The sequence below is a fragment of the Pseudomonas qingdaonensis genome, assembly GCF_018398475.1.
GTDB classification, from domain to species: Bacteria; Pseudomonadota; Gammaproteobacteria; order Pseudomonadales; family Pseudomonadaceae; genus Aquipseudomonas; species Aquipseudomonas palmensis.
This window is the reverse complement of record NZ_CP074676.1, coordinates 203,686-226,494: the sequence shown is the minus strand read 5'-3', so window position 1 is coordinate 226,494 and position 22,809 is coordinate 203,686. Positions and strand designations below refer to the sequence as shown.

Sequence of the window (22,809 nt, the reverse complement as noted above, 5' to 3'; positions counted from 1 at the left end):
GTCTCCTAAGGGGTGGCGCAAGCCGGGGCGGCGCCCCGGTGCGGTCGAACGTCAAGGCGCGGTGGCGACCTTGGCCGGTGGCGTCCAGATCACATCCTTGATGCTCAGCGGCTTGGGAATCAGCTTCAGGGTATGGAAGGTGTCGGCGATCTTCTGCTGGGCGGTGACCACGTCCGGGGTCAGGAAATGCGCACCGTAGCCCTGGCGCTTGACCGAGGTCAGGGTGATGTCGGCCGGCAGGCCCAGCAGCGGCGCCACCTGGTCGGTGACCTCCTGCGGGTTGGCCTTGGACCACTCGCCCACCGCGCGCACCTCGTCCACCAGCGCGGCAATCACTTCAGGGTGCTGCTGCGCATAGGGCCGGGTGGCCAGATAGAACTGGTGGTTGTCGACAATGCCACTGCCATCGCGCAGGGTGCGTGCCTGCAACTGCTGCTCGGCGGCAGCCTGGTACGGGTCCCAGATGACCCAGGCGTCGACGCTGCCACGCTCGAACGCGGCGCGCGCATCGGCTGGCGGCAGGAATACCGGCGTGATGTCGGTGTACTTGAGGCCGGCGTCTTCCAGGGCGCGCACCAGCAGGTAGTGCACGTTGGAGCCCTTGTTCAGAGCGACCTTCTTGCCCTTGAGTTCCTTCACCGACTGGATCGGCGAACCCTTGGGCACCAGGATCGCCTCGCTGGTGGGGGCCGGTGGCTCGTAGGCCACGTAGAGCAGGTCGGCACCGGCGGCCTGGGCAAACACGGGCGGGGTTTCGCCGGTCACGCCAAAGTCGATGGAGCCCACGTTGAGGCCCTCGAGCAGCTGCGGGCCGCCGGGGAATTCAGTCCACTGCACCTGCACGCCCTGGGCAGCCAGGCGCTTTTCAAGGGAGCCCTTGGCCTTGAGCAGCACCAGGGTGCCGTACTTCTGGTAACCGATGCGCAGGCTCTCGGCCTGGGCTTGAGTGATGGCGCCGAAGGACACAGCCGCAGCAAACAGAGCGACCAGACCGCGACGCAAAACGACAGTGCGCATAGCGCTCTCCTTTTTGCTGTGGGGGTTCAGGCTGCACCTGCTTGCCCGTTGGCGGGCGAGTAAGGTGGGGTAAGACGGTAAAGCCGGTGTAGCGCTTCAGATGCTCCAGCGAGCACTGAGCAGACGTTCGTTGAGCAGGCCCGGGGCCACCGGCTTGGGGCGGCGCGCCAGGGCGCTGTGAAACAGCTCCAGCGATTCGTTGAGACGCTGCTCAAGCACCGGCGCCAATTGGGCGGCGGCGCTGCCTTCGCCGTAGGCGATCTGGCTGTCGTCGGCGAAGATCCCCTGCAGGGTCTCCTGGGCCTTGAGCGCCGAGAGCACCGGCTTGAGCGCGTAGTCCACCGCCAGCATGTGGGCGATGCTGCCACCGGTGGCGATGGGCAGAACCACCTTGTGTTCCAGCGCACGCTCGGGCAGCAGGTCGAGCAGGGTCTTCAGCGCACCGGCGAAAGACGCCTTGTATACCGGGGTGGCAACCACCAGGCCGTCGGCCTGGGCTACCAGTTGCAGGAAGTGCTGCACCGTGGGGCTGTCGAAACGTGCGTGCAGCAGGTCTTCGGCGGGGAAATCACGCACCTGGAAGCTCACCACTTCCACGCCCTGGCTGTTCAGCCATTGCCGCGCGCGGTCGAGCAGGACGCCGGAGCGCGAACGCAGACTGGGACTACCGCCGAGAGAAACAACCAGCATTGGAGCACTTCCTTGATCGTGTTCTAGAGGGCCGCGAGATTGGATCTCGCTGGAGTGGAGTGACCATAACAGCTCGGCATATATACCAATAAATCATATTTTTTCATTTGTTTATTCTATCTAGAACTATAAGAGCTTCGCCGGCAAGGCCGGCTCCTACAGGGGGCAGTGCAACCTTGCAGGAGCCGGCCCTGCCGGCGAAAGAGGCCCGCGCGGACATAAAAAAAGGGCCGTCGAAACGGCCCCGAAATGCCCTGCTGTGGCTACATCAAAACATTCAACGGTTAGGCTGCGGGGTCAGGCGCAGGTACGGCTTGACCGCCCGGTAGCCCTTCGGAAAGCGCCGCTTGATTTCCTCTTCGTCCTTGAGCGACGGCACGATCACCACCTCGTCACCGTCCTGCCAGTTGGCCGGGGTGGCGACCTTGTGATTGTCGGTGAGCTGCAACGAATCGATCACCCGCAAAATCTCGTTGAAGTTGCGGCCGGTGCTGGCCGGGTAGGTGATGGTCAGGCGGATCTTCTTGTTCGGGTCGATCACGAACAGGGAGCGTACCGTCAGGGTGTCGCTGGCGTTGGGGTGGATCAGGTCGTACAGGTCCGACACCTTGCGGTCGGCGTCGGCCAGGATCGGGAAGTTGACGATGGTGTTCTGGGTTTCATTGATGTCTTCGATCCAGCGGTGATGCGAGTCCACCGGGTCGACCGACAGCGCGATGGCCTTGACCCCGCGCTCGGCGAACTGGTCCTTGAGCTTGGCGGTGAAGCCCAGTTCCGTGGTGCACACCGGGGTGAAGTCGGCGGGGTGCGAGAACAGCACGCCCCAGCTGTCGCCCAGCCACTCGTGGAAGCGGATCTTGCCCGCGCTGGAATCCTGTTCGAAATCGGGGGCGATATCGCCGAGTCTGAGGCTCATGGTGCGGCTCCTTGGCTGGGTTGTTTATGACCTCACTGTAGCCTGCCTGTGCATAAGGTTAAAAAGAATAAATATCGATTTATTTATAACTGAAAAGCCTATCAATTCACGGGCAAAAAAAACCCCGCACACGGCGGGGCTTTTCGTTCAGCCAGGCCTTACAGGAAGCTGTAGGTGTAGCTGAGGATCAGACGGTTTTCGTCCTGGTCGCGCTGGTTGACCGCGTCGGAACGCAGCGAGGCGTTACGCCAGGCCAGGCCCAGACCCTTGAGGGTACCTTCCGGTACGACGTAGCCCAGGGTGAAGTCACGTTCCCACTCGGAACGGTCACTGCCCGGCGCGTTGACGTTGTCGCCCTTGAGGTAGATTACGGAGGTGGTCAGGCCAGGCACGCCGATGGCAGCGAAGTCATAGGCGTACTGCGCCAGCCAGGTGCGCTCGCCGGCACGCTGGAACTTGCCGATCTGCACGTCGGTGATCAGGTAGCTGGTCGCACCGTCGCCCTGGTTCAGGAACGGGAAGTCGCTGGTACCGTTGACGCGCTGGTAGCCGGCGCTCAAGGCATGGCCTTGCAGGCTGTAGGTGAACTTGGCGCTCCAGGTACGGTTGTCGACTTCACCGTTGTTCTGGTAGCCGGAGGCACGGTAGCCGGCCAGGCGGCCTTCGGTGCTGCCGTTCTTGCCGTCCGAATCACTGTAGAAGTAGCGCAGGTCGGACTTCAGGCTACCCACTGGCAGTGCCAGGGTGTGGGTCAGGCCCAGGAAGTGCTGCTTGTAAAAGTCGTCCAGGTTGCCGTAGTAATACTGCGCCAGCAGGTCCTTGGTGACCTTGTAGTCGGCACCGGCGTAGTAGAAGCCGTTGCTGCGCTTGCCTCCGCTGGCGGCGTTGGAGCCGGCGATGCTCAACGACTCGTTGTTGGTCGAGTTACGGCCCTTGGCATGTTCCAGCTTGCCGCCGATCAGGGTCAGGTTGTCGATTTCGTTCGAGGTGATCTGGCCACCTTCGAAGGTCTGCGGCAGCAGACGACCGTCGTTGTAGGTCACGACCGGCAGTTTTGGCTGCAGGGTGCCCAGTTGCGCGACGGTTTTCGAGATCTTGACCTTGCCGGTCAGGCCCACGCTGCTGAATTCGTTGACCGCACGGCCGTCGCCGTCGGTTGGGAACACCAGGCCGCCCTTGGCAGAGCTGGTTGGGTTGTAGTGGGTGCCTTTACCCGAGTCCAGACGGAAACCGGCCAGGCCGATGGCGTCGACACCAAAGCCGACTGTGCCTTCGGTGAAGCCCGAGCTGAAGTTGAAGATGAAACCTTGGCCCCACTCTTCCTGCTTGGAAGGTTTGGCGGTGCCATCACGGTTGTCTTGGTTGATGTAGAAGTTGCGCGCAGTGATGCTCGCCTTGCTGTCTTCCACAAAACCGGCTGCACCCGCTTGCTGGGCCAGTACCCCTACGGCCACGGCAAGTGCCAGGCTGGACTTGTTCATGCATCACTCCTTTCGATTCTAATTTTTGTGTGTCGCTTGATGGGCAGACTCTGTCGTTCCGCTCCAAAGACGATTGGCGATTAGCACCAAAGCGTGACTGATAAGTCAATCGTAACCAGTCGTTTCACTACTTTGGTCTAAGGCGCCGGCCTTGGGTGCGAAGGATAATGACAATCCTATAAATCAAAAAAGACAATTTTGTGAATTTTTCAGATTATTACGGAATATAGTCCGATTATTTCAGCGTTTTGCAGGATAGCCCATAAGCTAATTCCCATATCTTCTTAAAAAGATATTTTTTATATCGATCATCTTCCTCATTGCCCCGGCAGCCCGCGATTGTTCACCACCCTGGCAGCGACCACCTTGACCCGGGTCATCCAGCCAACGACTCCTAAGCTAATGCCAAAAAGTTATTTATTTCGGCATTCTTAGATCAACTAGTCTTCTCGTCATCCACACCGCCTACCCGCCTGACGAGGAGTTTTCCATGACCCTGCCTGCCCCGCTGCGCCTGTTCACCGCCCTGGCCCTGGCCGGTGCCGCCTTCTTCGTCCAGGCCGCCGACCTGACCGTGGCCTACCAGACCACCGTCGATCCGGCCAAGGTGGCCCAGGTCGATGGCACCTATGAAAAGACCAGCAAGGCCAGCATCGACTGGCGCAAGTTCGACAGCGGCGCCGACGTGATCACCGCCGTCGCCTCCGGTGACGTACAGATCGGCTACCTGGGCTCCAGCCCCCTGGCCGCCGCCGCCACCCGCAAGCTGCCGGTGGAAACCTTCCTGATCGCCACCCAGATCGGCGCCGCCGAGGCACTGGTGGCTCGCGAGGGCAGCGGCATCAACTCGCCACAGGACCTGATCGGCAAGAAGATCGCCGTACCGTTCGTGTCCACCGGCCACTACAGCCTGCTGGCCGCACTCAAACAGTGGAACATCGACCCGTCCAAGGTGCAGATCCTCAACCTCGCGCCACCGGCGATCATCGCCGCCTGGAAGCGCGGCGACATCGACGCCACCTACGTATGGGACCCAGCCCTGGGCGTGGCCAAGGAAAACGGCAAGGTGCTGATCACCTCCGGCGAGCTGGCCGAAAAAGGCGCACCGACCTTCGACGCCTGGATCGTGCGCAAGGACTTCGCCGCCAAGCACCCCGAGATCGTCAAGGCCTTCGCCAAGGTCACCCTCGACGCCTACGCCGACTACCGCAAAAACCCGCAAGCCTGGCTGGCCGACAAGGCCAACGTCGACAAGCTGGTCAAGCTTTCCGGCGCCAAAGCCGCGGACATTCCGGGCCTGCTGCAGGGCAACGTGTTCCCGTTGGCCGCCGACCAGGTCGCGGCCCTGGGCGCACCGACCACCAAGGCCATCACCGACACCGCCACCTTCCTCAAGGAACAAGGCAAGGTCGACGCGGTACTGCCGGACTACGCGCCCTATGTCAGCGCCCAGTTCATCACCAACTGACACCGGAGCCCCTTCATGGCCCTGCTACAACTGGAGCGCATCAGCGCACAGTACCCCGGCGCTGCCGAACCCGTACTGGCCGACATCTCACTGAGCCTGGGCCCGCAGCAGCTGCTGGTGGCCCTGGGCCCTTCCGGCAGCGGCAAGACTTCGCTGCTCAACCTGATCGCCGGCTTCGTCACCCCCAGCGCCGGGCGCATCACCCTCGATGGCCAAGCGGTGCAGGGCCCCGGCGCCGACCGTGGCGTGGTGTTCCAGGACGACGCCCTGCTGCCCTGGCAGGACGTACTGGCCAACGTCGGCTTCGGCCTGGAACTGGCCGGCGTACCCCGTGCACAACGTGAAGCCAGGGCCCGCGAAATGCTCGCCCTGGTGGACCTGGCCGACTTCGGCAGCCGGCGTATCTGGCAGTTGTCGGGCGGGCAGAAGCAGCGTGTGGGCCTGGCCCGTGCACTGGCTGCCGACCCGCGCATCCTGCTGATGGACGAGCCGTTCGGCGCCCTGGATGCATTCACCCGCGAACAGATGCAGGAACTGCTGCTGCAGGTGTGGCAACGCACCGCCAAGCCGGTGTTCCTGATTACCCACGACATCGAGGAGGCGGTGTTCCTGGCCACCGAACTGGTGCTGCTGGCGCCCAACCCGGGGCAGATCGTCGAGCGCCTGCAACTGGACTTCGGCCAGCGCTACGCCGCAGGCGAATCGGCACGCGCGATCAAGTCCGACCCACGCTTCATCGAAACCCGCGAGCACGTACTGTCGCGGGTGTTCTCCCAACGCAGCGCCACCCCGCGCAAGGAGCTCGCATGAGCAGCCTCGACCTGCCGGTAACGGCCAAACCTGCCGCTGCTGCAGCGGTGCCCGTGAAGGTGCGGCGCAGCCTGAGCACACGCTGGATCAGCGTACTGACCCTGGCCACGCTGCTGCTGGCCTGGTGGGCGGTGACCGCCGCCGAATGGATCGAGCCGCTGTTTCTGCCCTCGCCCGAGGCGGTGCTGGGCAAGGCCTGGCTACTGATGACCCAGGGCTACATGGAATCGACCCTGTGGCAGCACCTGGGCGCGAGCCTGCAGCGTATCGGCCTGGCCCTGGGCGCGGCGATCCTGACCGCAATCCCGATCGGCATCGCCATCGGCCACAACCGTATTGCCCGCGGCATCTTCGACCCGCTGATCGAGTTCTACCGGCCGATCCCGCCGCTGGCCTACCTGCCGTTGATCGTGATCTGGTGCGGCATCGGCGAGTTGTCCAAGGTGCTGCTGATCTACCTGGCGATATTCGCCCCGATCGCCATCGCCACTGCCACCGGCGTACGCACCGTCGACCCGGCCAGGCTGCGCGCCGCGCAGTCGCTGGGGGCCACCCGGGCACAACTGATTCGCCACGTGATCCTGCCCAGCGCGCTGCCCGACATTCTTACCGGCGTGCGCATCGGCCTGGGCGTGGGCTGGTCGACCCTGGTGGCCGCCGAACTGATTGCCGCCACCAGCGGGCTGGGCTTCATGGTGCAGTCAGCCGCGCAGTTCCTGGTGACCGACGTGGTGGTGCTGGGCATTCTGGTGATTGCCCTGATCGCCTTCGCATTGGAAATGAGCTTGCGCGCCCTGCAGCGCAAGCTGGTGCCCTGGCATGGCCAGAGCCATTGAGACTTGCACAAAGAGACCGACATGAGCCTGACCATTACCCCGCTGAGCCCCGCGCTCGGCGCCCAGATCAGCGGCATCGACCTGACCCGCGAGATCAGCCGTGAACACCGTGACGCCGTGGAGCAGGCGCTGCTCCAGCACCAGGTGCTGTTCTTTCGCGAGCAGCCGCTGACCCCGCAGCAGCAGGCCAGTTTTGCCGCGCGTTTCGGCGATCTGCACATTCACCCCATCTACCCCAACGTGCCCGACACGCCACAGGTGCTGGTGCTCGACACGGCCGTCACCGATGTACGCGACAACGCCATCTGGCATACCGACGTGACCTTTCTGCCCACCCCGGCGCTGGGTGCGGTGCTCAGCGCCAAGCAGTTGCCGGCCTATGGTGGCGACACCCTGTGGGCCAGCGGCATTGCCGCCTATGAGGCACTGTCGGCGCCGCTGCGCCAGCTGCTCGACGGGCTGACCGCCACCCACGACTTCACCAAGTCGTTTCCGCTGGAGCGCTTTGGCAACACCGCCGAAGACCTGGCGCGCTGGGAAGCGGCGCGGCGCAACAACCCGCCGTTGTCGCACCCGGTGATCCGCACGCACCCGGTGAGCGGGCGCAAATCGCTGTTCGTGAGCGAAGGCTTCACTACCCGCATCAACGAACTGGGCGAGGCCGAGAGCGAGGCGATCCTGAAACTGCTGTTCGCCCACGCCACGCGCCCGGAGTTCACCATCCGCTGGCGTTGGCAGGAAAACGACGTGGCGTTCTGGGACAACCGCGTAACGCAGCATTACGCGGTGGACGATTACCGACCGCAGCGGCGGGTAATGCATCGGGCGACTATTCTGGGCGACAAGCCGTTTTGAGGCGGTGCGCCGCGGCCATTGATTACGTACTACGTGGTACGAATCAAGGTATGAAAACACCCCGTTGGGCGTAGCTGGCAAGAGGGGGGCATTCGCCGGCAAATCCGGCTCCTGTAGGAGCCGGCCTTGCCGGCGAAGGGGCCGGCAGCCCTAACGCACCATGTGCAAAAACTGCAGGTGACGCTCGTACTGGTCGAGGATGTCGTTGATGATCTGCTCCTTGCTGTAGCCCACCAGGTCGTAATCCTGGCTGCCTTCGCTCAGGTGCACCTCGGCGCGGTAGTAGCGCCGGTTCTTCAACTCCTGCGTGCCCAGCCCTGCCAGTGCGAACGATGGCGTGAAGTACCCGCGCATCTGTACCTGGTAGATGAACGGCTGCTCTTCGCCATGGCCGATCTTCAGGCTCACGTTGTCGTGGCTCGGGTCTTCCTGGGTGATGACATTCAGGCCCTTCTCGGCAAACACGTCAGTCACCTCGGCAATCGCCGGGCGCACCACGTCATCCATGAACCGGTACACCTCGTCCCGCGAGGGGAAGTGCACCGCCTGGCTCAGGCGATGCCGCCAGCCGCCACGCCCGCGCCGCGAGTTGGCGAACGGTGCCAGCGAGTGCATCTGCGCGATCTGACGCTGCGACTCCAGGTAGAACGCCTTGTGCAGGCCCCACATCATCGCCAGCAGGATCACCGAGAACGGCAGCGAGGTCAGCACCACCGCCGACTTGAGCGAGTCGATGCTGCCGGCAAACAGCAGCCCGCTGGTCACCAGCGCCGTCATCGCACCCCAGAACACCCGCAGCCAGTTGGGGCCGTCCTCGTCCGGGCTGCCGTCACGGGCCGACAGGGTCGAGAGCACCACCGTGCCCGAGTCGGCCGAAGTGACGAAGAACACGAAGCTGATGAACACCGTGACCGCGATCACCACCTTGCTCCACGGGTAGGTTTCCAGCAGCAGGTACAGGCTCATCGAGGGGTTTTCCAGCGCCGACTGCCCCAGCGCCGTGGCGCCATTGAGCACCTGCAGGATCGCGCTGTTACCGAAGATGGACATCCACGCCAGGGTGAAGCCCAGCGGAATCAGCAGCACGCCGAACACGAACTCGCGGATGGTGCGCCCGCGGGAAATCCGTGCGATGAACAACCCGACGAACGGCGCCCAGGCAATCCACCAGGCCCAGTAGAACACCGTCCAGCCGCCCAGCCAGTCGCTCGGTTCGTTGTAGGCGTACACGTCGAAGCTCTTGCGCGGCAACGCGCCCAGGTAGTCGCCCAGGTTCTGGATCAGGGTGTTGAACAGGTGCTGGGTAGGCCCGGCGAACAGTACGAACAGCAGCAGTGCGCAGGCCAGCACCATGTTGATGTCGGACATCACCCGCACGCCCTTGTCGACCCCGGCGATGGCCACCACCACCGCTGCACCCATCATCAGGCTGATCAGGATCACCTGCACCCACTGGGTGTGCGGGATGCCGAACAGGTAGTCCAGGCCCGAGTTCAGGTGCAGCACGCCAAAGCCCATGTCGGCGCCCAGGCCGAACACCGTGGCGATGATGCCGAAGCCGTCCACCGCGTAGCCGATGGGGCCGTTGATGCGCTTGCCGATCAGCGGGTACAGCGCCGAACGCAGCGCCAGCGGCAGGTTGTGGCGGTAGGCGAAGTAGGCCAGCGCCATGCCCACGAAGGCGAACACGCCCCAGCCGTGCAGGCCCCAGTGCAGAAACAGCAGCTGCATCGCCTGGCGCCCGGCCTCGGCGGTGCCGGCTTCCCCCTGGGGCGGCTGCAGCAGGTGGGTCAGGGGTTCGGAGACGCAGAAGAAGAACAGCGTGATGCTGATGCCGGCGGCGAACAGCATGCCGGCCCACGACAGGTAGCTGAACTCGGGTTCGTCGTGGTCGGCACCGAGCTTGATCTTGCCGTAGCCGGACAAGGCGGTGACCACCACGAAGACCAGGTACAGGGTCATCGCCAGCATGTAGTACCAGCCCACGGTGTTGGCGGCCCAGTTCTGCGCCGCCAGCAGCCATTCACCGGCCACCTGCGGGTTGCTGATCACGGCCAGGCCGAACAGCAGGATGAAGCTGGCGGCAAAATAGAACACCGGGGGGTTCATGCGGATAGTGCTGGGGGTATTCGAAGACGGTGCACTCATTGCGTGTGCACCTCGCGGGGGTGTGTGAGGGTTGAGTTGTACGGGTTCAGCAAAGGGTTTCCTCCTGTTGAACACCGGCAGCGGACCACCGTTTAAGTTGAACGAGCGTTCAAGTTAAACATGGATGGGGGTTACGGTGCGACCCATCGCGGGTCAAGCCCGCTCCCACAACAACAGCGGTGATCGTTGTGGGAGCGGGCTCGGCCCGCGATGAGGCCTTCAAAAACACTGAAGATCTACTTCTGCGTCCCATCATCATGCTGCAGATTGGCCTGGGTCAGGTTGCTGCCTGCCGCCACACTGCGGGTCAGCCACACATTGCCGCCGATGGTCGAGCCCTTGCCGATGGTGATACGCCCCAGAATAGTCGCGCCGGCGTAAATCACCACGTCGTCCTCGACGATCGGGTGGCGCGGCTGGCCCTTCTGCAACTGCCCCGACTCGTCCGCCGGGAACCGCTTGGCGCCCAGGGTCACCGCCTGGTAGATACGCACCCGCTCGCCAATGATCGCCGTCTCGCCGATCACCACACCGGTGCCATGGTCGATGAAGAAGCTCGGGCCGATCTGCGCGCCGGGGTGAATGTCGATGCCGGTGGCCGAATGCGCCAGCTCCGAACTGATGCGCGCCAGCAGCGGCAGCCCGGCGCGGTACAGGTGATGCGCCAGGCGGTGGTGGATCACTGCCAGCACGCCGGGGTAGCACAGCAGCACCTCGTCCACGCTGCGCGCCGCCGGGTCGCCGTGATAAGCCGCCAGTACATCGGTATCGAGCAACGTGCGCAGGCCCGGCAGGGCGGCGGCGAAATCCTGGATCAGGCGCAGCGCCTGGGCGTCAATCTCCAGCGACTCGGCCTTGCCCTGGCGCGCGGCGTAGCGCAGCTCAAGGCGCGCCTGGGCCAGCAATGCGGTCAGCGCCGCGTCCAGGGTGTTGCCCACATAGAAGTCTTCGCTCTCTTCGCGCAGGTCCACCGGGCCCAGGCGCATGGGGAACAGCGCGCCGCACAGCTGCTCGAGAATCTGGCGCATCGCCTCGCGCGAGGGCAGCTCGCGCCCGCCCTGCTCGCCACTGCTGCGGCCATTGCGGCTGCGCCATTGGTCACGGGCTGAACGCAGCTGGCTGACGAGGGTTTGCAACTGCCAATGGCCTGTTTGCGCGTTGTCGCTCACGGTTGTTTCTCCTGACGCGGCGGCGGCTTGTGGAGGGGGTGGCCGCCTTGTTGCGGATCACTTTACGGCAAATGGCCACGGCGGAAAAAATATCCCTTTATGCGCTTTGGCTATAAATCCGGCATAAGCCGGCCCAGTGGAAGAGACGCCCACGGCTGCCTATAGTCGAAGTTTCCCCAGTCAGCCCGATGCCATGATCGAACACCAGCTCGAACGCTTCAAACGCCTGCCCTTGCTCGATGCACCCACCCCGCTGCACCGGCTCGAACGCCTGTCGGCCTGGGCCGGGCGCGACATCTACATCAAGCGCGACGACCTCACCCCGCTGGCCCTGGGCGGCAACAAGCTGCGCAAGCTCGAGTACCTGGCCGCCGACGCGCTGGCCAGCGGTGCCGATACGCTGATCACCGCCGGCGCCATCCAGTCCAACCACGTGCGCCAGACCGCAGCACTGGCCGCGCAACTGGGCCTGGGCTGCGTGGCCCTGCTGGAAAACCCCATCGGCACCGATTCCCCCGCCTACCAGCACAACGGCAACCGCCTGCTGCTGGAGCTGTTCGACGCCAGGGTCGAGCTTGTGGATAACCTCGACGATGCCGATGACCAGTTGCAGGCGCTGGCCGTGCGCCTGCATGCCAGCGGGCGCAAGCCCTACATCGTGCCGATTGGCGGTTCCAATGCGCGTGGCGCCCTGGGCTATGTGCGCGCCGGGCTGGAGCTGGCCGAGCAGATCACCCGCAGCGGGCAGACCTTCGCCGGGGTGGTGCTGGCCTCCGGCAGTGCGGGCACCCACAGCGGCCTGGGCCTGGCGCTGGCCCAAGCGCTGCCGCAACTGCCGCTGATCGGCGTGACCGTGTCGCGCAGCGACGAGGCCCAGCGCCCCAAGGTGCAGGGCCTGGCCGAACGCACCGCCGAGCTGCTGGGCATCGACCTGCCTGACGCCTTCAAGGTCGAACTGTGGGACGAGTACTTCGCGCCGCGCTACGGCGAACCGAATGCCGGCACCCTGGCCGCCATCCGCCTGCTGGCCAGCCACGAGGGCCTGCTGCTGGACCCGGTGTACACCGGCAAGGCCATGGCCGGGCTGCTCGACGGCATCGCGCGCCAGCGTTTCGACGACGGCCCGCTGATTTTTCTGCATACCGGTGGGGCACCTGCATTATTCGCCTACCCTGAGGTCTGGAGCAGTCAACCAATAACGGCTTAATTGATATCAGCGGGGCCAGTCATGACGATTTCCGTATTCGGTAAACAGTTGCTGGGCACAGGGGCTGCCCTGGTACTTGGCCTGGGCCTGCTTGGCCAGGCGGTCGCCGGCGAGCAATTGCAGAAGATCAAGGACAGCGGCAGCATCAGTGTCGGCCTGGAGGGCACCTACCCGCCGTTCAGCTTCGTCGACACCGACGGCAAGCTGACCGGCTTCGAGGTCGAGCTGTCCGAGGCCCTGGCCAAGGAACTCGGGGTCAAGGCCAGGCTGCAGCCGACCAAGTGGGACGGCATCCTCGCCGCCCTTGAATCCAAGCGTCTGGACATCGTGGTCAACCAGGTGACCATCTCCGACGAGCGCAAGAAGAAATACGACTTCTCCGAGCCCTACACCGTTTCCGGCATCCAGGCCCTGGTGCTGACCAAGAACAAGGACACCATCAAGACCGCACAGGACCTGGCCGGCAAGAAGGTGGGCGTGGGCCTGGGCACCAACTACGAGCAATGGCTCAAGGACAACGTGCCCAAGGCCATCATCAAGACCTACGACGATGACCCGAGCAAGTTCCAGGACCTGCGCGTGGGCCGCATCGACGCCATCCTGATCGACCGCCTGGCCGCACTGGAATACGCCAGAAAAGCCAAGGACACCATCGCCGCCGGCGACGCCTTCTCGCGCCAGGAAGCCGGCGTGGCCCTGCGCAAGGGCGAGCCGGAACTGCTCGACGCGATCAACAAGGCCCTCGACAAACTGCGCGCCGACGGCACGCTGAAAAAGCTTTCCGAGAAGTATTTCAGTGCTGACGTGACGCAATGATCGAAGAGAGCCTGCAGCTGGCCCTGGACAGCGCGCCCTTTCTGCTCAAGGGCGCCTACTTCACGGTGTTCCTGAGCCTGGGCGGGATGTTCTTCGGCCTGTTGATCGGCTTCGGCCTGGCGCTGATGCGCCTGTCTGCGATCAAGCTGCTGAGCTGGACGGCGCGGGTCTATGTGTCGTTTTTTCGCGGCACGCCGCTGCTGGTGCAGCTGTTCATGATCTATTACGGCCTGCCGCAGCTGGGCATCGAGCTGGACCCGCTGCCTGCGGCGCTGATCGGGTTTTCCCTGAACATGGCCGCCTATGCCTGTGAAATCCTGCGCGCCGCGATCAGCTCCATCGACCGCGGCCAGTGGGAGGCCGCCGCCAGCATCGGCATGACCCGCGGCCAGGCGATGCGCCGCGCGATCCTGCCGCAGGCAGCGCGCACCGCCCTGCCGCCGCTGGGCAACAGTTTCATCTCGCTGGTCAAGGACACCGCGCTGGCCGCCACCATCCAGGTGCCGGAGCTGTTCCGCCAGGCCCAGCTGATCACCGCACGCACCTTCGAGATCTTCACCATGTACCTGGCCGCCGCCCTGATCTACTGGGTGCTGGCCAGCGCGCTGGCCCACCTGCAGAACCGTCTGGAAGCGCGGGTCAACCGCCATGACCTGGAGCCCTGAGGCATGATCGAAGTCACCCGCCTGAGCAAGCAGTTCAACGGCCTGACCGTGCTCGACGACATCAGCCTGAAGGTCGAGGCCGGTGAAGTGATCGCCATCATCGGCCCCAGCGGCTCGGGCAAGACCACCTTCCTGCGCTGCCTGAACCTGCTGGAGACCCCCAGCAGCGGACGCATTCGTGTGGCCGACATCGAGATCGACGGCGACCGCCCGCTGGCCAAGCAGGCCACGTTGATTCGCCACTTGCGCCAGCAGGTCGGTTTCGTGTTCCAGAACTTCAACCTGTTCCCGCACCGCACCGCCCTGGAGAACGTCATCGAGGGGCCGCTGGTGGTCAAGAAGGCCCCACGCGAAAAGGCCCTGGCCCTGGGCCGTGCGCTGCTGGCCAAGGTCGGCCTGGCGGGCAAGGAGGATGCCTACCCGCGGCGCCTGTCCGGTGGCCAGCAACAGCGCGTGGCCATTGCCAGGGCATTGGCCATGGAGCCGCAGGTGATCCTGTTCGACGAACCCACCTCGGCGCTGGACCCCGAGCTGGTGGGCGAGGTGCTGGCGACCATTCGCGGCCTGGCCCAGGAAAACCGCACCATGATCATCGTCACCCACGAAATGAACTTCGCCCGCGACGTGGCCAACCGGGTGATCTTTTTCGACAAGGGCGTGATCGTCGAACAGGGCGAGGCCAAGGCCCTGTTCGCCGCGCCAAAGGAAGAACGCACACGCCAGTTTCTGGGCAAGTTTCTCGGCGCGCAGGGCCACGCCTAAATCACCGAATTCTGCTCGAAGCTTCAGGCAGGCATTTGCACGACGATCCAGCTTGCATCGTCATCAACCTCGGGAGCGGCGGTCCAATCGGCCTCAAGCAATCGAGCCTGAACCATGTCACTCAGATCAGCCCAGAATCCATCCGTTGCCAACACCAGCTTTTCACCTTTTCCCATCGCCCTGGTGACGATTTCCGGGTCAGGCTGTTTTCTCGCTTTGAAACAGCGGCTTATGTGATGTCGGCCCGAGTCCGTTGCCAGTTGCCGGTGGCTGCGATCTCGCCGCCAGTTAGCAAGGCAGTGAGGCGCAGTGAGCCAACTGACAGTGCCGCCAGACATCACTACGCCAGCGCAGCAGTCACCCTCATAGGCAACGGCAAGAAAACCTGCAACAACGACAGCGACCAGGTAACTGGCCGATCCTTCAAACCCATTGGAATAAAGTGAAGCGTGTGCGTCTTGCATCAGCCCCCGGAGCAGCAATGCAACGGACTCACGGCTCGAATCAGAAAAACCCTGCGCCAGCCTGTTCTGGTAATCATTGATCAGATGATTGGTCAGTGTGCGCGCCAAGTCGCCACTTCCGGGCCTGGACGTACCATCGGCTATGACGAAAACACCACGAACCCCATCAAACAAAGCGCCCAGCGCATCACGGTTATCCTCTCTGGCCTGTCCTTTCACAGTCCGAGAAAAGAAGATCACGCGACGTTGCTCAGCTGCTTCAGGCGGTCATGAATCAGCTTTCCGCGGCCTGGGTTCGCACGAACTGAGTGCAGGCTTTCGATGACATACTCAAATGAAGCAATGCCCAGCAACGCGGCAATGCCGGACGCAATATACGCGCGCAACACGTGATCTGCCTGGGCCACCTCCTCCAGCAACCGCTCGCGACCATCCACCACAAGAACGATATCTTCGACGTCCTTGTGGAAAGCATCACCGTTGCCACGGCCTTTGAAGGCTTCAAGTTTTGTGGCGACAAAATATGCCGGCTTGAATATTTTTATTGCGATTCCGCTGGGAAGAGTGACGATATCGGCGTTCGCCAGGCCGTCTACAAACCAACGGTTTTCATAACCCAGAACCGCCTCGACAGACGGCATAACGTCGACTGTCACGTCATTGAACACGAACCGGCAAGTCACATCGCTCCGCTCTGCTGTGATCTTGAAACCCTGAATCGCCAAGCGCTCGGTCAGCCTTTCCCAATCGGCAATTCCGCCAAGTTCAATGACCAGGTCAACGTCATCTGTACTGCGGATATCGTCCAACACGATGTCATCTGTGCACAGCAGCCAGGTGGTAGAGCCGCCCACGAAAGCGACCTCCTTCAAGAGCTCATCGCCCAAGCCTTCAGCAACAGCACTCAACATCGCGTAGTTATGTTCAGAGGCGGAATTCAAAGACTCATACCTTTTTTGAGAAGCTGAACAGCAACTTCGACTTCGCGTGGCCCACCCATCCTGATGGAGTCCACCAGCGCCATATAGTGGTAAAGCGTTCGGTCAGCTTTCACCGCTGCAGGCACACTCTTGTACAGCGGCTCGACAGCCTGCCCCCGTTCGGTCCCCTGCGGGTCGGGCCATACATAGATGACACTGCCAGCGCTTTTGAGATGCCTGGAAAGCACCGGAGCGGAAAAACCTGTGGGAATACCCCGCACCAGCGTCCCGATTCTGGCTGGAAAGAAGTACTTGAGGGCATGCTCGGTGATGCGCAGCAAAGCAAGTCGGTTAACCTTGGGCAACGACGTTTCATAATCGTTTTTTACCAGCCCGGCCTCTCGGCACCGAGCCAACGAATTCGAGATTTCGCTCTTGCTGAGCCCCAGCGCACCAGAGAGTGCCCTGACGGTATAGCGGTCCGCCCAACTCACCTCTGATTTCACTGAGACAGTATCGTCAACAGCCTGCCACCCGGCCCAGCCGAATGACTCTGCATCGATGATGCGTTTGATCGTGACCGATATGTCGCTCCACAACTCATCACGCGGCGGAGTCGAAATGGCCTGTGGCTCCTGCACACAGTCTTCGTCGAGAAGATCAATGGAAGACAACCCCCCCCAGGCAATACTCGAGGAGCCCGACAGAGCATCCTGCGCATGAAGGCTGGCGATCTTGAACATCAACAGTAAATCCTGACTTTTAAGCATGGCCAGATTTTTGTCCACAGTCCATGAATCGTGGACACACACTCATTCAAGAATAACCTAATGTCAACCCTGTATTTTTATCTGCCGCCCGAGCACAGACAAATCCGAGTTTATCCACAGCCCCCATGCCGCTTCGGGTAGGACCGCTCTGAAGCGCTGCCGACTGCCCGGTCACGGCCATCGGGCACCTTGACTCACCTGCCGATCCAGCCAATAACCAAAGCCTCGTGCCACCACCCGCACAAGGAAACGGACCATGCACCGCGCAGCCAAAGGATCTGAACTGCCGCCCCCCGCCCTGCTCCATATCGCGCCCCATGGCATTGGCGTGCACACCGCCAGCCACCTGCAAGCCAGCATCCAGACCGCACCGACCCTGCAGGCCGGCGACCTGCTGGAGCTGTTCTGGGGCAACCGCTACGTGGCCGCGCATCTACTGCGCGCCGGCGAGCCCGGCACCTCGATCGCCCTCGCCGTGCCCCGGCAGATGCTCTACCCGGGGCTCAACACCCTGCACTACCGCCTGCTCCAGCCCGGCCAGCACCCGCGACGCTCCGCGCCATTGCAGGTAGCGGTCAAGCTGAACTGCCCCGGCGGCTACGTGACCACCCCGGAGAACCCGCACCTGACGCCCTTGCGCCTGCCTGGCCGGCTGCTGCGCCAAGGGCTGGATCTGAGCTGCTGCGGGCAGGGTGTGCCGTTCAACATCGCGCCGTACCGGCACATGGCCGAAGGCGATGCGATCACCCTGCGCTGGGCCGACCTGCGCATCGACCTGGCGCCACTGCCCGGCGACGGTATCGGCTGCCCGATACAGGGCCTGATCCCGCCCCAAGTGCTGCTGGAAGCCGGCAACGACGAGCACCTGGACGCCAGCTACTGCATTCTGGACAAGGTCGGCAACTGCTCGCAGTGGGCCCCGGCCGTGCGCCTGCGGGTGTTCGGCCAAGGGCCGCGGAGGCACTTCTATGCATATTCCTAAAGGTTAGTTTATTTAATTTTTATACACGCTTAGGGTATATAGACCGGACCACCGGACCAGCGCATTTCTGTCGCCCATATCGATCACGGCGACGTTTCCAATACGTGAGGTAGGTATGGTCAGGAACACAATCACCCCAGTGCGCAACGCCAGGGCATTGAGTGCAGCCAAGGAGCGGTACTGATGTCCAGCTTGGTACACGACGCAGTCCACAGCGATCTGGACAACGCCCCATTACTGCTGCCGGCCAAGGTCCTGCGCAATGACGCAGAGGCCCTGGAGGCCGCCCATGAACTGGCCGCCGCCGCGCGCCTGCAGGCCGCCCGCCGCGACCAGCAGCGCAAGCTGCCGTGGGCCGAGATCGAGCAGTTCACCCGCAGCGGTCTGGGCAGCATCAGCATCCCGCGCGAGCACGGCGGGCCGGACGTTTCCTTCGCCACCATCGCCGAGGTGTTCCGCATCATCAGTGCGGCCGACCCGGCCCTGGGGCAGATCCCGCAGAACCAGTTCGGCATCCTCCAGCAGGTCAAGAACACCGGCAACGAACGCCAGAAGCACCTGCTGTTCAAGTCGGTGCTCGACGGCTGGCGCATCGGCAATGCCGGCCCCGAGCGCGGCAGCAAGAACACCCTCGAACTCAAGGCCCGCGCCGTGCGCCAGGGCGATCACTTTCTGCTCACCGGGCAGAAGTTCTATTCCACCGGCGCGCTGTTCGCCCACTGGGTGGCAGTCAAGGCGCTGAACGACGACGGGCGCCAGGTCATGGCCTTCGTGCGCCGTGGCAGCCCGGGCCTGCGTATCGTCGACGACTGGTCCGGCTTCGGTCAGCGCACCACCGCCAGCGGCACGGTGCTGCTCAACGAGGTGCCGGTGGACGCGGAGCTGGTGCTCGACAACTGGCGCCAGGCCGACAGCCCCAACATCCAGGGCGCCGCCTCGCAGCTGGTGCAGGCCGCCATCGACGCCGGCATCGCCGAGGCCGCAGTGGCCGATGCGATCAGCTTCGTGCGCGAACGCGCGCGGCCGTGGGTCGACGCCAAGGTCGATCGCGCCAGTGACGACCCCTATGTGATTGCCGACATCGGCCGCCTGACCCTCGAACTGCATGCCGCCCAGGCGCTGCTCGGCCGCGCCGCGCGCGTGCTCGACGAGGTCAACGCCGCGCCCATCGACGCCGCCGCTGCCGCACGTGCCTCGATTGCCGTGGCCGAAGCCAAGGTGCTGACCACCGAGATTGCCCTGCAGGCCAGCGAGAAGCTATTCGAGCTGTCGGGCAGCCGCGCCACCCTGGCCGAGTTCAACCTCGACCGGCACTGGCGCAACGCCCGCGTGCACACCCTTCACGACCCGGTGCGCTGGAAGTACCACGCCGTGGGCGCCTACCACCTCAACGCGACCCTGCCTGCCCGGCATTCCTGGATCTGACCAGACCACTGGAGCCCTCTCATGAGCCTATTGCCGCAACCGCACGATCTCGTGGCGGTCATCTCTTCTGATGCCCAGGCGTTGGAAACTGCCGAACAGATTGCCGAACAACTGCGCCGCGACAGCATCGAGCGCGACCGTGAACGCCGCCTGCCGCACCCGGAACTGGCGCTGTTCTCGCGCTCGGGCCTGTGGGGCATCAGCGTGCCGAAAGCCTTCGGTGGCGCAGGCGTGTCCAACGTCACCCTGGCCAAGGTCATCGCCCGTATCGCCCAGGCCGACGCCTCGCTGGGGCAGATCCCGCAGAACCACTTCTACGCCCTTGAAGTGCTGCGCGTGAACGGCAGCCCGCAGCAGCAGGCACGCCTGTACGCCGAGGTGCTGGCCGGCAGGCGCTTCGGCAACGCCCTGGCCGAACTGGGCACCAAGACCGCCCACGACCGCACCACCGCCCTCACCCGTGACGGTGACGGCTACCGCATCAACGGCCGCAAGTTCTACGCCACTGGCGCGCTGTACGCGCAGCGCATCCCCACCTCGGTGATCGACGAACAGGGCGTGCAACAGCTGGCCTTCGTGCCCGCCGACAGCGCCGGGCTCGACGTGATCGACGACTGGAGCGGCTTCGGCCAGCGCACCACCGGCAGTGGCTCGGTGGTGTTCGACAACGTGCGTGTCGAGGCCGACGATGTGGTGCCGTTCCAGAGCGCCTTCGAGCGCCCGACCCCGGTCGGCCCGCTGGCGCAGATTCTGCACGCCGCCATCGACACCGGCATCGCCCGCGCCGCCTATGAAGATGCCCTGCATTTTGTGCGCACGCGCACCCGGCCATGGATCGACTCGGGCATCGACAAGGCAGTCGACGACCCGTTGACGCTCAAGTCCTTCGGTCACCTAGCGATCCGCCTGCATGCCACCGAAGCCTTGCTCGAACGCGCCGGCGAATACCTCGACCGAGCCCAGGCCGAGACCAATGCCGACACCGTCGCGGCGGCCTCCATCGCCGTGGCCGAGGCGCGCGCCATCAGTACCGAGATCTCCCTGGCCGCCGGCAGCACGCTGTTCGAACTGGCCGGCAGCCAGGCCACCCTGGCCGAACACGGCCTGGACCGCCACTGGCGCAACGCCCGCGTGCACACCCTGCACGACCCGGTGCGCTGGAAGTACCACGCCATCGGCAACTTCTACCTCAACGATGAAAACCCACCGTTGCGGGGCACCATCTGATGGCGAAAAAGAAGATCCTGCTCAACGCGTTCAACATGAACTGCGTGGGGCATATCAACCACGGCCTGTGGACGCACCCGCGCGACACCTCGACCCGGTACAAGACCCTCGAGTACTGGACCGACCTGGCGCGGTTGCTCGAGCGCGGGCTGTTCGACGGCCTGTTCATCGCCGACATCGTCGGGGTGTACGACGTGTACCAGCAGTCGGTCGATGTGCCACTCAAGGAGTCCATCCAGCTGCCGGTCAACGACCCGCTGCTGCTGGTTTCGGCGATGGCCGCGGTCACCCGCCACCTGGGTTTCGGCCTCACCGCCAACCTCACCTACGAGCCGCCGTATCTGTTCGCCCGCAGGCTCTCGACCCTCGACCACCTGAGCAATGGTCGGGTGGGCTGGAACATCGTCACTGGCTACCTCGATAGCGCGGCCAAGGCCATGGGCCTGGACGCGCAGCCCGAGCATGACCGGCGCTACGACCAGGCCGACGAGTACCTGCAGGTGCTGTACAAGCTGCTCGAAGGCAGCTGGGAAAACGACGCCGTGCGCAATGACCGCGAACAGCGCGTGTACGCCGACCCGGCCAAGGTGCACAAGGTGCAGCACCACGGCGAATTCTACCGGGTGGAGGGTTATCACCTGTGCGAACCGTCGCCACAGCGCACCCCGGTGCTGTTCCAGGCCGGCGCCTCCGAGCGTGGCCTGGCGTTTGCCGGGCAGCATGCCGAATGCGTGTTCATCAGTGGCCAGAACAAGGCCGCGACCCGCGCCCAGGTCGACAAGGTGCGCGCCGCGGCCACGGCGGCCGGGCGTGATGGCGACGCGGTGAAGGTGTTCATGGGCCTCACCGTGATCGTGGCCCGCACCGAGGAGCAGGCCCGCGCCAAGCACGCCGAGTACCTGCGCCATGCCAGCCCCGAGGCCGGCGTGGCGCACTTTGCCAGCTCCACCGGCATCGACTTTGCCGAATACGACCTGGACGAGCCGATCCAGTACGTCAAGAGCAACGCCATCCAGTCCGCCACCAAGCACCTGCAGAACAACGACTGGACCCGGCGCAAGCTGCTCGACCAGCACGCCCTGGGCGGGCGCTACATCACCCTGGTCGGCTCGCCGACCCAGGTTGCCGACGAACTGGAGCGCTGGATCGAGGAGACCGGCCTGGACGGCTTCAACCTGGCCCGCACCGTCACCCCGGAAAGCTATGAGGACTTCATCGACCTGGTGATCCCCGAGCTGCAACGTCGCGGTTCGTACAAGACCGCCTACACCGACGGCAGCCTGCGCGAAAAACTCTTCGCCGCCGGCCCGCACCTGCCCGCCGACCATACCGGCGCGGGCTATCGCACCCTCAACCCGACTGGAGCGCAACCGCATGCTTAAGACATTTCTGGCCCGCCCTGTCGCGGCCCTGGCCCTGGCCCTCGGCCTGATCGGTGGCGCCCATGCCAACGATGCCCCGCTCAAGGTCGGCACCACCGCAGCCTTCGCCCCGGCCCTGGAAGCGGCCGTGGACGAGGCCAAGAAGCAGGGCCTCAAGGTGGAACTGGTGGAGTTCAGCGACTGGATCGCGCCCAACGTCAGCCTCGCCGCCGGCGACCTCGACGTGAACTACTTCCAGCACATCCCGTTCCTGGAAAACGCCAACGCCGCGGCGGGCTCGACGCTGGTGCCATATGCACCGGGCATCATCAACAACGTCGGGCTGTACTCGAAAAAGTACAAAAGCTTCGACGAGCTGCCCCAGGGCGCCACCGCCGCCATCGCCAACGACCCGATCAACGGCGGGCGCGGCCTGCAACTGCTGGCCAAGGCCGGCCTGATCGCGCTCAAGCCGGGGGTGGGCTACAAGGCCACCGAGGACGACATCGTCGCCAACCCGAAAAAGCTCAAAATCCTGCAGGTCGAGGCCGTGCAACTGGTACGTGCCTATGACGACGCCGACCTGGTGCAGGGCTACCCGCACTACATCCGCCTGGCCAACACCTTCGATGCAGGTTCGGCGCTGATGTTCGACGGCGTGGAGCACAAGGAATACGTGATCCAGTTCGTGATCCGCCCGCAGAGCAAGGACGACCCGCGCCTGGCCAGGTTTGTGGATATCTACCAGCACTCGCCAGTGGTGCGCGCAGCCCTGGACAAAGCCTACGGCAAGCTCTACCAGCCGGGCTGGGAGAGCTGA

22 protein-coding genes are annotated in these 22,809 nt (G+C 64.0%); 13 read left to right on the top strand and 9 right to left on the bottom strand.

All coding sequences use genetic code 11. The annotated features are described in order from the left end of the window. Positions 1-51: 51 nt before the first annotated feature. The 4 genes from KH389_RS01025 to KH389_RS01010 all read right to left on the bottom strand — a co-directional run bounded on the left by KH389_RS01025 (position 52) and on the right by KH389_RS01010 (position 4,104). Complete coding sequence (locus KH389_RS01025) at positions 52-1,017, bottom strand: sulfonate ABC transporter substrate-binding protein (RefSeq protein WP_054915910.1); 966 nt, start codon at positions 1,015-1,017, stop codon at positions 52-54. Positions 1,018-1,113: 96 nt separating this feature from the next. Continuing rightward, complete coding sequence (gene ssuE, locus KH389_RS01020; protein WP_043861611.1) at positions 1,114-1,707, bottom strand: NADPH-dependent FMN reductase; 594 nt, start codon at positions 1,705-1,707, stop codon at positions 1,114-1,116. 277 nt (positions 1,708-1,984) lie between these two features. Beyond that, the gene (locus tag KH389_RS01015; RefSeq protein WP_043861610.1) at positions 1,985-2,623 is read right to left on the bottom strand and encodes a peroxiredoxin; all 639 of its coding nucleotides are present in this window, start codon (positions 2,621-2,623) and stop codon (positions 1,985-1,987) included. Positions 2,624-2,781: 158 nt separating this feature from the next. After that, positions 2,782-4,104: an OprD family porin gene (locus tag KH389_RS01010; protein WP_043861609.1), complete on the bottom strand. Its 1,323-nt coding sequence runs from the start codon at positions 4,102-4,104 to the stop codon at positions 2,782-2,784. A gap of 490 nt (positions 4,105-4,594) precedes the next feature. Between KH389_RS01010 and tauA the strand changes: the two genes are divergently transcribed. The 4 genes from tauA to tauD are packed head-to-tail and all read left to right on the top strand — an operon-like array spanning position 4,595 to position 8,073. Beyond that, positions 4,595-5,572, top strand: coding sequence for a taurine ABC transporter substrate-binding protein (tauA, locus tag KH389_RS01005; RefSeq protein WP_043861608.1), 978 nt, complete (start codon positions 4,595-4,597; stop codon positions 5,570-5,572). 15 nt (positions 5,573-5,587) lie between these two features. Continuing rightward, positions 5,588-6,382 (top strand): taurine ABC transporter ATP-binding subunit, encoded by a 795-nt coding sequence (tauB, locus tag KH389_RS01000; protein WP_043861607.1) that lies wholly within the window; start codon positions 5,588-5,590, stop codon positions 6,380-6,382. Beyond that, positions 6,379-7,218 (top strand): taurine ABC transporter permease TauC, encoded by an 840-nt coding sequence (gene tauC / locus KH389_RS00995; RefSeq protein ID WP_043861606.1) that lies wholly within the window; start codon positions 6,379-6,381, stop codon positions 7,216-7,218. The genes tauB and tauC overlap by 4 nt, the downstream gene beginning before the upstream one ends. 21 nt (positions 7,219-7,239) lie before the next feature. Continuing rightward, a complete protein-coding gene (gene tauD / locus KH389_RS00990) occupies positions 7,240-8,073 on the top strand; it encodes a taurine dioxygenase (RefSeq protein WP_116052483.1) in 834 nt (277 codons plus the stop codon). Positions 8,074-8,223: 150 nt separating this feature from the next. Here tauD and betT read toward each other — a convergent pair whose 3' ends face one another. Then, complete coding sequence (gene betT / locus KH389_RS00985) at positions 8,224-10,221, bottom strand: choline transporter BetT (protein ID WP_054915907.1); 1,998 nt, start codon at positions 10,219-10,221, stop codon at positions 8,224-8,226. Positions 10,222-10,457: 236 nt separating this feature from the next. Continuing rightward, positions 10,458-11,390 carry a serine O-acetyltransferase EpsC gene (gene epsC, locus KH389_RS00980; protein ID WP_043861603.1) on the bottom strand — a complete coding sequence of 311 codons (933 nt, stop codon included), beginning with the start codon at positions 11,388-11,390 and terminating at the stop codon, positions 10,458-10,460. A 193-nt stretch (positions 11,391-11,583) separates the two neighbouring features. On the opposite strand from epsC, the gene KH389_RS00975 reads away from it, so the two are divergent. From KH389_RS00975 to tcyN, 4 genes are read left to right on the top strand one after another with little or no spacing between them, the layout of a single operon-like run. Next, positions 11,584-12,597 (top strand): D-cysteine desulfhydrase, encoded by a 1,014-nt coding sequence (locus tag KH389_RS00975; protein WP_088514102.1) that lies wholly within the window; start codon positions 11,584-11,586, stop codon positions 12,595-12,597. Positions 12,598-12,618: 21 nt separating this feature from the next. Further along, positions 12,619-13,413, top strand: a complete 795-nt coding sequence (tcyJ, locus tag KH389_RS00970) for a cystine ABC transporter substrate-binding protein (RefSeq protein WP_043861601.1) — start codon at positions 12,619-12,621, stop codon at positions 13,411-13,413. Next, the gene (tcyL, locus tag KH389_RS00965) at positions 13,410-14,078 is read left to right on the top strand and encodes a cystine ABC transporter permease (protein ID WP_088514101.1); all 669 of its coding nucleotides are present in this window, start codon (positions 13,410-13,412) and stop codon (positions 14,076-14,078) included. The genes tcyJ and tcyL overlap by 4 nt, the downstream gene beginning before the upstream one ends. A gap of 3 nt (positions 14,079-14,081) precedes the next feature. After that, positions 14,082-14,840 carry an L-cystine ABC transporter ATP-binding protein TcyN gene (gene tcyN, locus KH389_RS00960; RefSeq protein WP_043861600.1) on the top strand — a complete coding sequence of 253 codons (759 nt, stop codon included), beginning with the start codon at positions 14,082-14,084 and terminating at the stop codon, positions 14,838-14,840. Between the two features lie 23 nt (positions 14,841-14,863). Here the strand turns inward: tcyN and KH389_RS00955 are convergent, their stop codons facing one another. The 3 genes from KH389_RS00955 to KH389_RS00945 are packed head-to-tail and all read right to left on the bottom strand — an operon-like array spanning position 14,864 to position 16,967. Next, a complete protein-coding gene (locus KH389_RS00955) occupies positions 14,864-15,544 on the bottom strand; it encodes a PP2C family protein-serine/threonine phosphatase (RefSeq protein ID WP_213606701.1) in 681 nt (226 codons plus the stop codon). Continuing rightward, positions 15,541-16,245, bottom strand: coding sequence for a hypothetical protein (locus KH389_RS00950; protein ID WP_213606698.1), 705 nt, complete (start codon positions 16,243-16,245; stop codon positions 15,541-15,543). The genes KH389_RS00955 and KH389_RS00950 overlap by 4 nt, the downstream gene beginning before the upstream one ends. Continuing rightward, complete coding sequence (locus tag KH389_RS00945; protein ID WP_244988675.1) at positions 16,242-16,967, bottom strand: transcriptional regulator; 726 nt, start codon at positions 16,965-16,967, stop codon at positions 16,242-16,244. The genes KH389_RS00950 and KH389_RS00945 overlap by 4 nt, the downstream gene beginning before the upstream one ends. Before the next feature lie 283 nt (positions 16,968-17,250). On the opposite strand from KH389_RS00945, the gene KH389_RS00940 reads away from it, so the two are divergent. From KH389_RS00940 to KH389_RS00920, 5 genes are all read left to right on the top strand, one after another. Further along, the gene (locus KH389_RS00940; protein WP_213606696.1) at positions 17,251-17,976 is read left to right on the top strand and encodes a hypothetical protein; all 726 of its coding nucleotides are present in this window, start codon (positions 17,251-17,253) and stop codon (positions 17,974-17,976) included. 183 nt (positions 17,977-18,159) lie between these two features. After that, the gene (locus KH389_RS00935) at positions 18,160-19,401 is read left to right on the top strand and encodes an SfnB family sulfur acquisition oxidoreductase (protein WP_054915904.1); all 1,242 of its coding nucleotides are present in this window, start codon (positions 18,160-18,162) and stop codon (positions 19,399-19,401) included. Between the two features lie 21 nt (positions 19,402-19,422). After that, positions 19,423-20,628, top strand: a complete 1,206-nt coding sequence (locus KH389_RS00930; RefSeq protein WP_058541693.1) for an SfnB family sulfur acquisition oxidoreductase — start codon at positions 19,423-19,425, stop codon at positions 20,626-20,628. Further along, positions 20,628-22,010, top strand: a complete 1,383-nt coding sequence (locus KH389_RS00925; RefSeq protein WP_054915902.1) for an LLM class flavin-dependent oxidoreductase — start codon at positions 20,628-20,630, stop codon at positions 22,008-22,010. The genes KH389_RS00930 and KH389_RS00925 overlap by 1 nt, the downstream gene beginning before the upstream one ends. Continuing rightward, positions 22,003-22,809 carry a MetQ/NlpA family ABC transporter substrate-binding protein gene (locus tag KH389_RS00920; RefSeq protein ID WP_213606694.1) on the top strand — a complete coding sequence of 269 codons (807 nt, stop codon included), beginning with the start codon at positions 22,003-22,005 and terminating at the stop codon, positions 22,807-22,809. Before KH389_RS00925 ends, KH389_RS00920 begins: the two co-directional genes overlap by 8 nt.